Source organism: Nitrospira sp. BLG_2 (assembly GCF_049222245.1).
This window is the reverse complement of sequence record NZ_JBLYIG010000037.1, coordinates 1-15,693: the sequence shown is the minus strand read 5'-3', so window position 1 is coordinate 15,693 and position 15,693 is coordinate 1. Positions and strand designations below refer to the sequence as shown.

The window sequence follows — 15,693 nt, the reverse complement described above, 5'->3', positions numbered from 1 at the left end:
GAATCTTTTTCCATCACTTCCAGGCTTGCACCCACATATGGAGTGAGGTCGGTCTTGTTAATGACCAAAATGTCCGGCTGGGTAATGCCTGGGCCATTCTTCCGGGGGAATCTTGTCACCCGCGGCGACAACGAACGACATTGCTGGCTGCGCTTGTCCGAGTGATCGATCGGTTTGGCTGACAGCTCCTTCACTCTCTCATTTCCAAGCCTTCCTTCCCCGTTTCAGCAACCTCTTGAACAGCGGCTTCATCTCCTCCCGAACCTGTTCTCGTCGTTGTCGCTGCCGCTCGGCCATGCGTCCGGCGAGGAATGCAGCGCGGATACTGATCGAGTACTTCAGAAACTGTCGAATATGACGTTCTGCTTGGATTGCGTCCTGATGGATGCCCAGGCAATCTTGGACCGCTCGTACGGACTTGATAAAACGAGCAGCGGGTTTACCCATCGAACTGCGCCCGAGTTCCGCCGCGTAGCGGGCGCGTTTCGCTTTGATGCGGACTTTGTGAAGTACGGTATTCGATGGGGAAGCAGCGAGTCGATCGATCGCCTTGCGCAGGTTCTTGAACTCCCGCCTAGCGAGCTGGCGTATGGTCAGGGGAGACTCTACGATCGAGGGGGCCCGCGCTGCTTGTTGAAGACGCCGAATGAGCTCGAAGTATCGGGCGCTCGTGAGTTCGCTGAGCACCATCTGCTGCACGGCCTTTCGTTGGGTGCGAAGATGGGAAATAAATTGGAGCAACAGTTTGCGATCCCGCATGTCCAATTCAACAGATTCCTCTGTAAAATAGGCGATCTGAACATCGAGGTCGCGGGCTGACCCCAGCAGCTCGATGAGCCACTTAAGCTCCTCTTGAAGTGACGTGACCCATGCCGTGAGGAGGACTGGTTTGGCCGTGCGGAGGACCGCGCGCAGACGTCTGGTCGCGACACGCATTTGATGCAGGCTCTCGCTTTCAGTGCCGAGCCTCGTGCCGGGATCATGGGCGAGAAGCCATCCGACGTGCTGAGTGAGCGCATACTTCAGGTGTTCGACCACCGGCGCCGCCGCTTCAGGCTGCGTTCCTGGGGTAGGGGCGTGGAGTGAGAGAGCACGAAAGAACTTGGGACGGCCGTCATGATCGGACGCACCCGCTTCTCGCAACTGCTGTTCGAGGGCATGAAGTGAGGCTTCGTCGCCCTGCCGTTGCTCGATTTCGAGTTCGCGAAAGCACTGGATCGCACCGTGCTTGTCGACGGACACCGTGTCGATGTCGATCTCAGCAATCGGCACTCGGCCATGTCGCACGAGGAAGGCCCTTCGCCAGACACGCAGAGTGACCACTGGTACAAGCTTCCGATGATCAAGATGGAGAGTCAGTAATCCGTATAGAAAGGCCGGCGGATCAATCTGGTCGCCCTTCACTTCGATTTCCTGCCGATCGTTTCCCAACGGGATTTTCAGTTGCCATGATTTCTTCCCCCGTTCGATTCGATAGCGAAGGGTAATCTTCGCAAGGGCCAAGTCGTAGGCGGCGGTGTCGTAGTAGGTGGAGATCAGTTGCCGCCGGGGGAGCGACGTTCCGGGAAGCCGGGGTAAATGGAAATCAGGATCGATGGTAAGCTTCAGTTCGCGTTCTGGTTGCGAAGAGAGGGGTGAGAAGCCTCCACGAGGAATGAGATGTTTTTTCGATCGAGCCATCGTGAAATTCTCATGACAGAGCAGGTGCCTCTAAGTGTCAATCCGGGATAGGGATAAATGCAAGTCAGAGGAGGTCAGGGAATACCAAGGAAAGGGTCGCCATGCGATGGCGACATCGAAGGAAGGAGTAATGGCTGTTAGGGAAATAGGCAGTTCAAGGAACGGGGTCGGTTGTCAGAAGTCGTCGATGGACACCGGTCGGAGAAAATCCCGCACCGACACCAGGCCGACGAGCGTTCCTCCTTTGGTCACGCCGAGGTGGAGCGTCCGATGCTTATCCATGAGATCGGCGGCTTCCGTCAACGGCCGTCGCTCTTCAATGCCGGGGACCGGACTGCTCATAATGTCTTCCACGGGTACGAAGTAGGACACTTTCTCCGCTCCCACGAACTTTTTGACGACGTCTGATTCTGTTAGGATACCGATGATCCGCGCTTGGCGGGCTACGAGCACACTTTCGACGTTGCAGGCCTTCATCAGTTTCGCGGCCTCAATGACCGAGGTGCCTGCGTCTACTGTTACTGGTTCCTTCTGCATTAAGTTGCCGACTGTGACCATGCTGATCCTCCTTGTTATTATTTTTGTGTTGGCTCCAGGCTACCAGTGTGCCGTTGCGCCGGCGTTAGGTGGACATTACAGGCAGGTAAAATTTTGAGGACTGAAGAGGAGCAGTTCAATAAAACAATAACCGGTTCGACGGTGGGGAATAGGCTGAGGGTGCAGTGACGGACCCGAATTCGCCTAAAGACCGATTTCTCCTTTTCGACGAGAGCCGCTGAACCAGGAACATCCCGTTGCGGCTCTCGTCCGACGATCACCTTCACAATCAAGTCCTCGTTTCTCACGAGAGGGCTCACCTACTCGCGACCCAAAGATAGTACCGTATGCATCAGCCCCATAATGGCGCTGATCAGGAGCGCTTCGATGATCCACGTTGTCATCGTGTATCACCTCCTTTCGAGTTGCGCTGGTTTACTGGCGCTCCGCATACAGCACTTTAAACAGCGCGCCTAAAACGGTACCGATCACGATCGTTCCTACGATCAAGAGCGATGACGTCATCATAGTTCCTCACCTCCTTTCATCCTGGATAGCTACATGGAAGCTTTGTGCTTCCGTCTCCAAGTAACACGGTGCAAGCCTATCGGGAGGCTGTTTCTCCCTCATTACGAGCATGTCAATTCAATGTGAAGAATGATGCGATGGTGAAGTGGGAGACGATGTAACAATTAGCAGTTGTGGAGATATCATTTCCCCTCGCAGGAATAAAGTGCTCGATCGGGCGGATCGAAGTCGTCGGTGCCCTGCTTTGCTATATGGAGATGAGCTGCGAGTATAGCTGTCCCTCCCACTCGACGGGTTATAACATGATGACTTTGCGAGAGCTGACCGCGAAGATCATCGATGCCGAGCAATCGAATAACGACGAACACAAACAACCTTTTCGGAACGCGATCGGGGTAAAATAGCTAGGTATACCAACGACCCACTAATTTGTAGGTGTTCGACCGAGTTCGGTCTGCTGATGGGGGTATGACATACCTTTCATTCGTCACATTCTTATCACTAGAGGCGATGAATCGTATATGTGAACACCGCCTCCGTTAAGAATGATGCTTCGCCTCAGGCCTCGGATTGGCCCGTTTCTGCTTCTTGTGGGAGCGAGCGAGAGTATCAAGACTCAGGCCGTGGTGTGAGGCTGAGATGATTTGACGGCGAATATCCTCGATCGACGGTGTGCATAAGGTCTTAGCGTAGTCTGGTAGGCCCAGCACCTCCCAGCGGAATTTCTTTCTACTAAGAGATCTTCTTCGTCTGGGCGATGCCTTCATCCACCATGATGGATACGATGTATACATAGTGTTTCCCACTTCAAAACATGACGATCTGAGCACCTGCGGCAGGTCTCCTGATGGTTTCTTGCGTCGAGGTTTTGGATTGGATTGCTGATCTCAAATTATCTCTTGAGATTCCTTATACGCTGGCTTGGTTACAGTGAAGTTTCGGAACGGTAAAATTTCGGTAATAGCGTTTGAGAATCACGAGCGAAGAACGGTGGTAGCGTTTAGTCACAAACAGTGTGCAACGATGCGTTCTATGCGGGTTTATGCCTGCTTACGATGTGTTCCAAGTCGGCAGGTGGAGTGAGCTTCTCTCATAGATACGGATATTGGATGAGCTCGATGTAATTGGAAGACGGCGTGACTACCAAGTTCAGACGGCGATACACGGAAGAATTTAAGACCGAAGCGATTCGGAGGCTTGTCTTTCGTCGGATATCGGCGATCAGAGGCGCCCCCAGTCCACGACTTCACAGTACCGGTCAAGATCGAACATATTATTCAGGGTCATAAACACCAAGATTCGTCACCGGTGCTCTGCCGGTCTCGCCTTGGCCAGGCTCAATTCTCGAAGCAGAGATCGCCTTTTTGTCTTGTGCGTCTGCATCCTCTGTAAAATATCGCTAAGAACGCGTACAGCCCTAAGCACATGTGGGCCCTTGTTCAGCATCACGCACTCAGCACGTTGACCCATTGCGGCATCTGTAATTTCGGCGCGGGATGCCATTCCCTTTTTAGCAAGAGTTTCCAGAACTTGCGTAGCCCAGATCACCGGGACATGGGCGGCTTCTGCAATCCAGAGGATCTCTTCCTGAACTTCAGCTAGACGCTCAAAACCACATTCGACTGCTAAGTCCCCTCGGGCTATCATCACGCCACAGGACGGCCACCGCATGGCTGTCAGCAGCATCTCCGGCAGGTTCTCGAAGCCACGCCGCGTTTCGATCTTGAGGACAATGGAGGGTGGTCGATGTCCGACTAGAGCTAAGTGCTGTTGCAGTGACTCCACATCGCAAGAACTGTTCGCGAATGATAAACCGACGATATCGGCATGCTCGGCGACAAAGGCGAGGTTCTCTAAGTCCGAAGATGTCAATGCTGCCAGACGGACGTTGCTTTCCGGCAGATTGATGCCCTTGTTGCTCCGGAGCTTTTCACCGGACGGTCGTGCCTGGGTGATCCTAATGAAAGCTTCGTTATGCGCTATCTTTTCAACTACGCCACCAATCTTGCCATCGTCAAACCACATCGATTCCCCTGAACGAATGTCATCGAACACTTCCGGTATGGTGCAGCTGATCGAGGCGGGATTCAGTACTTGTCCGGCACTGTCATAGGTTGCGGGCCGTCCTGGTTTGTAGTCTCGCTTCAAGACGAGCAGGTCTCCTTGCCGGAGGATGATGGGGTTTTCACGTGAAGGCAGCTTGCCGACGACTGTTTCGTCGCTGCCCCCATCCGTTGTCAAGGCTTGGCGGCGAAGGACTGTGCCAGGGATGACGTAAGTTGTCTTGGTGGCTTCCGCCCAGCAACCTTGTTCCGTCACATTCACGATTGTGATGGTCCGTTTCGCTTCCCGGGCGTCGGTGAGGGTGACTCGATCTCCGACTCGAAGTCGGGCCAGCCAGGCCGCGGCAATGGGAAGAGAAGCTTGCGCCGGCGAAGGAGGTGGGCAAGGAGCAGTCGCCGAAGTCAACCACACGCGGGCATGGGTGATGACTCGCCCATAGCTGTCGCGGCAGGGGCGAATCCGGACCACTTCCGGCCCCCGCTCGAGCGGACCGGTACGTAGTTTCGGCCCAGCTAAGTCCATGATGATCGTACAGGGTCGGCCCAAGACCTGCTTGGCTCGTTTCAGATGCTCAATCATCCGTAACCAGGCCGCCGCATCATCATGGGCGCAATTGATGCGCATGCAATCCATGCCCGCCTGCAGCAAGTCATGAACCAGCATGTAATCGTCCGCCGCCTCCCTCGGCATGGTGACCATGATCCTGGCCGCACGTTTGTGAGGTGTGGGACCGAACAGCGCTTTAGTATGTTCGGCAAGCAGTCGTGGTCCACTCGAAAAATCGGGAACCGGCGTCTCTGTCAGCGGTGGTTGCCAGGATTTCTGTGCCAGGCGATGCAGAATTTCCAGAACCGCGTCGATGGCGGCTAGGACATGCGATTCAGCTCGACCAAGAGAGGAGAGTCCCACTTTTGCCAAGCGATGCTGCAGCGGCCGCAAATCACGTCGACGAAGAGTCAGGTAATGCAGGAGATTGATCGCACTCATGCTGTAGTTTGGGTGAATCGAATTCGACCGTGTGCTGGCCACGCCCGTCTCGGCGACCATCTCGGATCTTATCGTCATGAGCTCTGTGAGGATCGCTTTCATATTGAAGCCACTAAGGGAAGTATTCTTCATGATCCGCCGACGGTGAGCGGGGGCACTATTAGCCGCCCAGAAGAAGAAATCTTTGTTCGTTCTGTCGAGTGGAGCCGGTATTGTACCATCCAAAATAATAGAGGACGACTACATGGACATCTCGAAGATAGAGAGAGTGGAACTATCAGATCAGGACAATACCCGAACATCGATTCTACTTGATGAACGGTGCATGAACTATCGGTAAAATCTCCTGCAGGTACAACTCCATTTGTTTTCATTCGAATTCCTCCCATCCGCTCAAGCGGCTGCCGAAGACCAGCGTGCGTCTGGTCGTGGAAACGACGATAAGGCCGCTTTCGTTATCTACGCCTATGACTCGCTCGTGTACATCTAAGGGCTTCGATGCGAACCCGCCGAGGAGCGGTGTGAATCCGATCAATCGCTCATTGGTGATGAAGGCCGCTCCATAGTCGTTGCTGTGGAAGCGAGTCACCTGTTCTCTCACACCTAACGCTTCTTCGAGCCACAGACCGTTGACGCCGCGAAACCCGTACAGATGCCGATCCGTCCTGACGAGGCTGAAGGTTGGGAGGATTTCCCGTTCGAGGACTGTTTCATTCACGTCCAGGTCCTTCTTGGTCCAGGTCAATGCACGGCTTGAAAATCCTAAAAGCCGACGGGATGTCACCACCATGCCGTTGATCCCACTTGAGCCGGAACTGATCACGACTTCCTGCGCACCCAACGGAATTTCTCTTTGTCCGCTCAGTTGGCTGGTCGCGATGGCCATCCCCGATTCGAACCGTAAAGCGACCTCAACTTGTGGGTTTGCCGTAGCGACGACTGGCGAAACTATCAAAGCCATAGCCAAGGAGGTCGTGCAGAAGAATCTGACCAAAGAGAGAAGGGACGGAACGCTCAGTGACCGGCCCCTATCGGGAGAAACGAGATGGCGATGGAAAGGGTGATTAAAATGATGATAATCCACTCCAGCACCTCCATCCGTCTGGTCCCGGCCCGGTCGGATATCTTGCCGTAGATGCTTTCCAGCGTCTGCAACTTGCGAAGGATACTGGCATCCCACGCCTCCAAATGAAAGCGCTGTGAAACGAGTCGATAGACACGCGCGAGGTACTGATCTCCCAATAATTTCAAGGTGTTGGTGACGCGCTCAAAGAGCAACGCGCTGTCAACCTGTAGCTGTGCAATGTGCATCATGTCTTTTTCAGGAGAGCCCGGCAGCGACAAGAGGCGTGGTTTCCGAGACAAGGCTTCATAGCCCTCGTCCAGCGCGCGATCGAGCTGCTCGTCGAGTATTCGCATCTCCAGCAACTCGACGTTGGCGAATTCCAGGACCGCACGGACGTCATCCATTTCTTTCCCGAACAGGACGGCCGAATGCCAGTCGATGACGGCCGCGTCATCTTGTCCGAACGAAATCCGGCATGACACGGCGTCGGCCACTTCTTGCTCAGAGAAAGGAGTCCGCTCGGCGCGCAGAATCTGAGCCAAGTCGGTCTCGTTGCTTGTCCACAATGGGGCGCCGTCCGGCGAATAGGACTCGATCGCGAAAATAATGTAATCCTCCACTTCTCCAGCAATGGACGGCCGTTCGACCGAGGGACCCAGCATTTGAAGCAGCTGTTCCACGCGAGTGCGCGACTCGGCCAACAGTTGCTCATTCTCGTAAAGCGTCTCGCTCAGGTCCAGTAACCGAGGGAATGGTCCGTCGATCGGGAAGCGATAGGTGATAGTGATCGCCCCAAAGTCATATACCATTGTTTCGACAGTCGACCTGGGCTGGTAACGGCCGACGTCGAGGACGATTCCCTCCTGAACCAACCGGAGGGGCGCCGGTCGGTACTCAAAATACTGAGGGGCCCTGGTTTTATGGCGGAGACGTCCACGTTCCGTTCCGGCGGTGATTCGCCCTTCTGCGTCGGTTAGATTGATGGAGTGTCCGATATCGTAGGCGAAAAGAGCGAAGCAAGTTCCTTTAGTAATGGTGACATGGTTCGGCATTGGACCCTCCTCGGAAGCCCTCATTTTAACATTCGCTTCTAGGTCATTGAGAGCCCCAGGCAGACATACGCGCCACTTCTCCGGGCTTGCTCACCAATTGTTAACGAAGTCGTTACCAGTTGTTGATCGGTCTGTAACGGTGCGTTGCCAGAGTCATCGCGCGTGCGAAGACGGTTCAATAAAAGTGACGTATCGGGGCAGGAGGAGATGACATGTCGATTATCGATGACGAGGGGAGTAACAGCTCTGACAACGAGCATTTTCAGGACATTGTCAACGCGTGCTTGTCGCGACGCGACTTCTTGACAGGCGGTATTGCGGCGGCAGCTGCGGCATCGCTTGGTGGTCTTGAAGCACTCCTGAAGGCCGTACCCGTTTCAGCCCAAGAAACAGGCGAAGACACCGATGATGAAGAAAAGGCCGAGCAAGGAGGGCGTCGCAAACAGGTGCTTGGGTTTGAAAGTGTGCCGGTCTCCTCTGTTGACGAAGTCGTGGTGCCGAAAGGGTATACGGCCGAAGTCCTTATCGCATGGGGCGATCCCGTCTCGAACGGCCCGGCGTTCAAGCAAGATGCGAGCAACACGGCGGAGGACCAAGCTCGTCAGTGGGGCATGCATAATGATGGAATCGTGTATTTCCCGATCCTCCGGTCGCAACGCGGATTGATCGTCCAGAACAATGAATACACAGACGATGGCCTCCTCTTCCCGGACGGTGTAAACAATTGGACGGCGGAGAAGACCAAGAAATCATTGAACGCTCATGGCGTGTCGATTATCGAAGTAGCTAAACGGAGCGGTTTTCGCTTTGATGTGCGAAGCCGTCGAGGGAAGTGGGATGTTGTGCGACCGTCTCGCTTCGCCCGCCGTATTACAGGGATGACCCCGATCGACATCGGCGGGCCCGCAGCCGGTGATCCCCGGCTAGTGACCAGCGACGATCCGACCGGCACGCGTGTGTTGGGCACCCTCAACAATTGCGCCATGGGCCATACCCCCTGGGGGACCTATTTGGCCTGTGAGGAAAATTTCAACGGCTATTTCCGCAAGAACGGTCCTCAAACGGAGCTCGAAAAACGCTACGGCATCACGGCCACCGGCTCCGGCTATTCCTGGCATACCACGGATAAACGGTTCCAAGTCGACGAAGAACCTAACGAACCGAATCGGTTCGGCTGGGTGGTGGAGATTGATCCGTTCAAGCCGCATTCGACTCCGGTGAAACGCACCGCGTTGGGCCGCCTCAAGCACGAAGGGGCATGGGTACAGGAGGCGCGGAACGGCAAAGTTGTCGTGTCTATGGGCGACGATGAGCGTAACGAGTACATCTATCGGTATGTTTCCAATCTGCCCTGGCGTCAGGCGCACCGGCAGGACATCAACCCGCTCGATGACGGAATTCTTTACGTCGCGAAATTCCATACTGACGGAACCGGAGAATGGCTGCCGCTGACGACGGACAATCCCCGTCTGGCGGGGTGGTCGTTGAACGACATCCTCGTCAACACGCGGGGAGCTGCAGATGCTGCCGGAGCCACCATGATGGATCGGCCGGAATGGATCGACACGTTCCCACGACAGCTCACTGCCATTGCGACATTGACGAACAACAACCGACGGGGCACCACTCCGCCTTCCGTCAACAATCCGGATGGATCGAGCGCCGCCGGCTCCGCACGTCCTCAGACCGATGCGGTCAATCCTCGTCCCGTTAATAATTATGGACACATCATCCGTTGGTACTATCGCCAGGATTGGACGGAGCCCACGTTTGGGTGGGATATTTTTGCATTGTGCGGCGATCCGGCAAATCCGGCTCATGGCGCCACGATCTTCGGCGACCCATACGGCTCGCCGGACGGTATCTACGTGGATCCCGGCGGCTTACTCTGGATCCAGACCGACGTATCGACGTCGACGATCAACGCGGGAGCCTATGCGGGATTCGGCAACAACATGATGCTGGCAGCTGATCCGGAAACCAGAGAAACCCGCCGGTTCCTCGTTGGTCCGAATCAGTGCGAAATCACCGGGATATGTATGACACCGGATCGGCGGACGATGTTTGTCGGGATTCAGCATCCAGGCGAGCGGCCGGATGATCAGCCCGGCGATCCCAGCAATCCGAAACAGTTCAGCTCCTGGCCTGACGGCCCGAGCGGCGGCCGCCCCCGGTCGGCACTGATCGCCGTCACGAAGGACGATGGTGGGGAAATCGGTAGTTAGGTCGCGATATGCTTTCTGGTTCATCGATTGGACGATCTGGAAGACCGTAATGGGAAAGTTGGAGACCTGTCCAATTTGAATGCCGCAATCCCCCCCAGTCGGCGTCTGTGTAAACGTTGAGGAAACTTCGCAGAGCGGGGGCTTTGGGTTGCAGGTGCGAGGCCTGGAAATGAAAGCATGATGGCACCTTGAAAACACAGAATCATTTGGAATGTGAGTGTGTTTCTTACCAACGGAGGCCAACATGCTTCGTGTCGCAAGAAGCAAGATGTTGCCGGCAGTGACATCGTTTGTCTGTCTCACGACAGTGGGGATGAGCGTTGATGAGGCAGAACGACAGGAACCGACTTCATATGGTCAGGACGGATATGGTCAGGATAGGCCCATCGTGATCGCTCACCGGGGAGCAAGCGGATACGTGCCGGAGCACACGTTGGCCGCCTTTGCGATGGCGATTCTTCAAGGGGCTGACTTTATTGAGCCGGATCTTGTCATCACGAAGGACGGTCATCTGATTGCTCGCCATGATAACGTGCTCGATCTGACCACAAACGTGTCAGGCAAGCCAGAATTTGCGGGACGCAAGACCATAAAGACCGTCGATGGCGCTGCCGTCACAGGTTGGTTCAGCGAGGATTTCACGCTGGAGGAAATCAAGACGCTACGGGCCATCGAGCGTATTCCAGGCGTTCGGCCTGCCAATGCGCGGTTCGACGGTCAATTCGAGATTCCCACCCTACAGGAGATTATCGATCTTGCGCAGGCCTATGAAAAGTTCCTTGGACACAGAATCGGGCTGTACCCCGAAACCAAACATCCGACATATTTTGACCGTCTGGGGCTCTCACTTGAAGAACCGCTGGTAAAAGTTCTGCGCCGGAACGGTTACGAAGGTCGAAACGCTCGGGTCTTCATCCAGTCATTCGAGATCAACAATCTTCGCAAGCTGAAGAGCATGACTCAAATTCCTCTCGTTCAACTGCTCTGGATCGAAGGTAAGCCGTTTGATGTGGACGCAGAGGGAGGGACGCTCACCTATGAGCAGATGGCGACTCCGGCTGGATTAGCCCAGATCGCTTCGTATGCCCAAGGGGTGGGTCCTGAAAAGCGCTTCATCATTCCCCTCGACTCTGTAGGGAACCTAGATCCCTCTCGCGCCACACAGTTTGTCCAGCATGCCCATGCGGTGGGGCTCCAGGTGCATCCGTACACCTTTTGCTCCGAGAACGTCTTTCTGCCGACCAATTTCAGGTCGTCCAGCGACCCCAATGCACTAGGCAATGGCATTGGAGAAATCAAGACTTTCCTGAGCACCGGAATCGATGGCTTCTTCACCGATCATACCGAGCGCGGCATCGTGGCCCGCGATGCCTTCTTGAAGAACCAGTGATGGAGTACATGAAGCCTCAATTTTGAGCCGGGCGGGAGAGAGTAGGTGTCTCTGAACGTGCCCTCAAGCACAAGCCGCGATTCGATACAAGCTCCACTGTCACTCAACCATCGGAGGTGATGATGAGATGTCTGCGTCATGTGACGACGGTTATGGCAATGAGTCTGATCTTCGCGGCCACGGCTCCTGCCGTGCAGGCAGCGCCAGAATTCGTGAATGGCCTCGCGTTAGACGGCACCCTGCTTGACCGCAGCGGCGGCACGGACGCCAACAGCGGTCGGATCGGGTATTTCTCGGATCTTTATTACGACGCCCAGCGGAAGCAATGGTATGGCCTCTCCGATCGCGGTCCCGGCGGTGGCTCTCTTGACTACCCGACGCGAGTTCAGCGCTTCCGATTGAAGGTCGACAAGAAGACCGGCGCGATCAGCGGCTTCAAGGTCCGGGAGACCATTATCTTCACAGATGAATTCGGCAATCCCATGAATGGGTTGGCTCCGAGTCCCACCAACGTCCTCGGCAATGCGTTCGATCCGGAAGGTTTCGTCATCGATCCCCGCAATCGCCATCTCTACGTATCGGATGAATATGGCCCATCCCTCTATGAGTTCGATAAGAAGGGAAAGCGGGTGCGGTCCTTCGTCACCCCCGCCAATCTGATCCCACGCAGCACCGCAAGTATGCCAAACTATGCCGATGACACCGGCAACACGGCCGGTAAGCGGGCCAACCGTGGCTTTGAAGGTCTGGCCATCAGCCCAGACGGCGCTTATGTCTACGCCATGCTGCAAAGTGCCATGCTGGATGAGGGAGGCGGCAGCGGCCTGTGCAATCGCATCGTCAAGTTCAACACCGACACCGGCACGGCCGTCGCGCAATATGCCTATCAAATGGAAGGCTCCAGCCAGGGACGCGGTATTTCTGCCCTGTTGGCCATCAACGACCATGAGTTCCTCGTCCTTGAACGAAACAACCGGGGTATCGGCGTAGGCGCGGAACTCTCTCCGCCCAACAAGAAGCTCTTCCGGATCGATACCACCGGCGCAGTTGATGTCAGCGGCATGCCGCTTGCGCCGACCGTTTGTCCGACCGGAAAGGTCACGAAAAACTCCGTTCCGTTTCTTGATCTCGCCGCCGACACCCTGTCGGAACTCGGCAACAAGGTTCCGGAAAAATGGGAAGGGTTGGCTGTTGGACCACGCCTGAAGGACGGCAGCTATGTGATGGTGGCGGGCACGGACAATGACTACAGCGTGACGCAGAATGCCGGCGGCCGGCAGTTCGACGTGTACTTCAAGGTCACCGATGCCGATCCTTTCGCCGGCTCAATCCAGTGCCCGCTTGGGTTGACTACCGGTTGTTTCACGACTGCCGATATTGCGGACGGCATCATCAATGAGATGTTCGACCTTCCAAACGACGGCAGCTACAAACTCCTTCCGGGGGTGTTGCATGCGTACAAGGTGTCGGCAGCCGACCTTGGCAACTTCGTTCGGCCCGGCCATTACCGCGATACGGATGACGACGATGACCAAGAGGACGACGACAAGAAGTAGGCTGAAGCGGTTCGCTCGATGCTCAAGATTCGAGGTGGGGATTTCTCCAACTTGTACCCCAGACCCCACAGGGTCTGGATGATCGGGACAGAATGGGTAGCCATCTTGAGACGCTGTAGTCTTTGCTGATGCGGAATGATATGTGCGTCAATGGTTCACAGGCCGACAGCGGTTTCTGAACCCTAAACACCAAACGTCTCGGTTGAGACGCAAACAACAATAACAATGCTGGTTCAGTTTTCGTGAGGCTGCTTTGTGTCGATAGCGAAGCCTTCAATTGGGAAACGGCGGACTCTCTACTTTTGTGGCTTTCTCTGGAGATCCTGATCCCAGCCATCTTCGTGCCTATGGCCATAGCTCGTACCCTGCATACGTTTCCCGATTGTACCTATCCAGCTCAGCCACGGTGTTTGAGTTCACTTCCTGGAGAGTACTATGAGTATGATAGTGGCGAAGTGGTACAGTCGACCGAGCGAATGTTATCGCGGGGAAACTTTTGCAGGCCGAAGCGATGATCATCGGGCAGAGCGAGGCTCGAATTCCATCATGATGGAAACGGTTCAACCCCGATGTCACATGGGATGATATAGAGAGGCTTATGCTCAGTGCGTTTGTATTGGCCGACGGGAAGCTCATGCAGGTCCAGGTCGCTACGGAAGAGGATCTGTCCCGTAAGGAGACCATCTGGATTGACCTGGCCTATCCGACGGAGGAAGAACGCGAGTTGGTACAGTCGGTCTTTCGACTGGAGCTGCCGGAAGACCAAGAATTGAAGGACTTGCAGGCAAGCGCGCGGTATTACCAGGACGAACAGGGGGTCCATATTCGCTCGACCTTCATTCAGAACAATGATGAGGCTCCTTCAAATGTTACAATGTCGTTTACGCTGCATGAAGGCCGACTCCTTACGGTGCATGACGATGATCTCGCTATCCTGCGTCTATTCCGGATGAGGGCACGTGCCGGACCCGGGATGGTGGGTGATGCGGTGGACATCCTCCTTGGCTGTTACGAGCTTGCCGTGGAGCAGGATGCCGATGTATTGGAAGAGATGTACATAACCCTGGACCAAGTCGCTGCTCTCGCCCTGAACAGGGGCAAGGAGATCGCCGGCCATGTCATGCGCGACAATATGGAACGGATTGCCGCCCAAGAGGACCTCAATGGGAAAGTCCGCTTGGATTTGATGGACAACCGGCGTGCCCTGTCGTTCCTATTGAGGAGCCGCATTCTCTCACGCGAGCATACGCAAGAGGTCAAAGGTATCCTGCGTGATATCGAATCGCTGAACGGCCATACGGGGTTCATTGCCGATAAGATTAATTTTCTCATGGATGCCTTGCTCGGAATGATTAGTTTGGAGCAAAACAAAATCATCAAAATCTTTTCGATCGCGGCAGTCGTGTTTCTTCCGCCGACTCTTGTCGCAAGCATTTACGGCATGAATTTCGACATCATGCCTGAGCTTCGGTGGCCGTGGGGTTACCCGCTGGCGCTCCTGCTGATGATTGTGGCCGGTGCCGCGCCGTACCTGTATTTCAGACGCAAAGGATGGCTGGATTAAATGGCGTCGACTGAGCCTTCGGCTGAGAATTCAAATCAGGTCACGGAACCACCGGTGGACCTCGACAATCCCGGCCTGTTCTTGAACCGTGAGCTGAGTTGGCTGCAATTCAACCTTCGGGTCTTGGAGGAAGGGGAAGATGCGCGGCGTCCGCTGTTGGAACGAGTGAAGTTTCTGGCGATCTTCGCCACCAACCTCGACGAGTTCTTCATGGTCAGGATCTCGGGCCTACGACGCCAAGTTGCCGGCGGAGCGGGAGAAACCCCACCCGATGCCATGACGCCATCCGAACAAATGCTGGCAATATGTCGGGAAGTGACGATCCATCTCGAACGGCATCGAACTTGTTGGCAGGAGGATCTGTTGCCAAAACTGCGTGAGGCCGGTATTTATGTGCTTTCATATGGTGACCTCGAGCAGGTCGAACGGGACAGTCTCCGCCAGTACTTCCAGCGTGAGATTTTCCCCACGCTCACCCCATTGGCCATTGATCCGACTCATCCATTTCCGCATATTTCAAATCTGAGCTTCAACCTGGCCGTGGTGGTCAAGGATCCTGAGCGAGGTGACTGCTTCGCGCGCATCAAGTTACCCGATTCCTTTCGGCGTTTGGTTCCAGTTCCCGCTCAAGAAGGATCCACCCCGCAGGAGAAAAACCTCGGAGGAATCGGGAAAGTACAAAGGTTTGTTTGGCTGGAAGAGGTCGTGGCGGATAGTCTGGATCTCCTGTTTCCCGGTTTGGCGATTGTCGCGTCCTATCCCTTCCGCGTGACACGAGACGCTGATGTGATGATCGAGGCCGATGAAGCATCCGATCTGATCACGGCGGTGGAAGAGCAGCTCGATTTGAGGGATTTCAATTCCGTGGTGCGTTTGGAACTGGATACGACCACGCCGGATCATATTCTCGATATTCTGATCCGCAATCTACAGATCCCGTCATATCTTGTTTACACGGAACATGATCCGATCGGCATGGCGGGGCTTATGGAACTCACCGCGCTCGAACGACCCGATCTCAAAGACCCGCCTTTTCAGCCCGCC

Annotated in this window: 10 protein-coding genes and 1 pseudogene; 5 read left to right on the top strand and 6 right to left on the bottom strand. The window is 55.2% G+C overall.

The features are described from left to right. The 6 genes and pseudogenes from ACOSYY_RS20360 to ACOSYY_RS01070 form a co-directional block, all read right to left on the bottom strand. Positions 1-113: pseudogene (locus tag ACOSYY_RS20360) on the bottom strand (GTP-binding protein); the annotation flags it as partial. 85 nt (positions 114-198) lie between these two features. Then, a complete protein-coding gene (locus ACOSYY_RS01090; protein ID WP_421660392.1) occupies positions 199-1,680 on the bottom strand; it encodes a CYTH and CHAD domain-containing protein in 1,482 nt (493 codons plus the stop codon). Between the two features lie 174 nt (positions 1,681-1,854). Continuing rightward, on the bottom strand, positions 1,855-2,238 hold the full coding sequence (locus ACOSYY_RS01085; RefSeq protein ID WP_421660391.1) for a CBS domain-containing protein: 384 nt from the start codon (positions 2,236-2,238) through the stop codon (positions 1,855-1,857). Positions 2,239-4,047: 1,809 nt separating this feature from the next. After that, on the bottom strand, positions 4,048-5,898 hold the full coding sequence (locus ACOSYY_RS01080) for a pyruvate kinase (protein ID WP_421660390.1): 1,851 nt from the start codon (positions 5,896-5,898) through the stop codon (positions 4,048-4,050). Positions 5,899-6,166: 268 nt separating this feature from the next. Then, a complete protein-coding gene (locus tag ACOSYY_RS01075; RefSeq protein WP_421660389.1) occupies positions 6,167-6,682 on the bottom strand; it encodes a hypothetical protein in 516 nt (171 codons plus the stop codon). Between the two features lie 128 nt (positions 6,683-6,810). Continuing rightward, positions 6,811-7,914 (bottom strand): hypothetical protein, encoded by a 1,104-nt coding sequence (locus tag ACOSYY_RS01070; protein ID WP_421660388.1) that lies wholly within the window; start codon positions 7,912-7,914, stop codon positions 6,811-6,813. Between the two features lie 212 nt (positions 7,915-8,126). On the opposite strand from ACOSYY_RS01070, the gene ACOSYY_RS01065 reads away from it, so the two are divergent. The 5 genes from ACOSYY_RS01065 to ACOSYY_RS01045 all read left to right on the top strand — a co-directional run. After that, entirely contained in the window at positions 8,127-10,139 is a 2,013-nt protein-coding gene (locus ACOSYY_RS01065; protein WP_421660387.1) for a PhoX family protein, read from the top strand. 313 nt (positions 10,140-10,452) lie between these two features. Further along, entirely contained in the window at positions 10,453-11,529 is a 1,077-nt protein-coding gene (locus tag ACOSYY_RS01060; protein WP_526023258.1) for a glycerophosphodiester phosphodiesterase, read from the top strand. Between the two features lie 158 nt (positions 11,530-11,687). Continuing rightward, positions 11,688-13,085 (top strand): esterase-like activity of phytase family protein, encoded by a 1,398-nt coding sequence (locus tag ACOSYY_RS01055; RefSeq protein WP_421660385.1) that lies wholly within the window; start codon positions 11,688-11,690, stop codon positions 13,083-13,085. A gap of 598 nt (positions 13,086-13,683) precedes the next feature. Continuing rightward, a complete protein-coding gene (gene corA / locus ACOSYY_RS01050; RefSeq protein ID WP_421660383.1) occupies positions 13,684-14,649 on the top strand; it encodes a magnesium/cobalt transporter CorA in 966 nt (321 codons plus the stop codon). Further along, a partial coding sequence (locus tag ACOSYY_RS01045; RefSeq protein ID WP_526023257.1) for a polyphosphate kinase occupies positions 14,650-15,693 on the top strand: 1,044 nt, incomplete at its 3' end.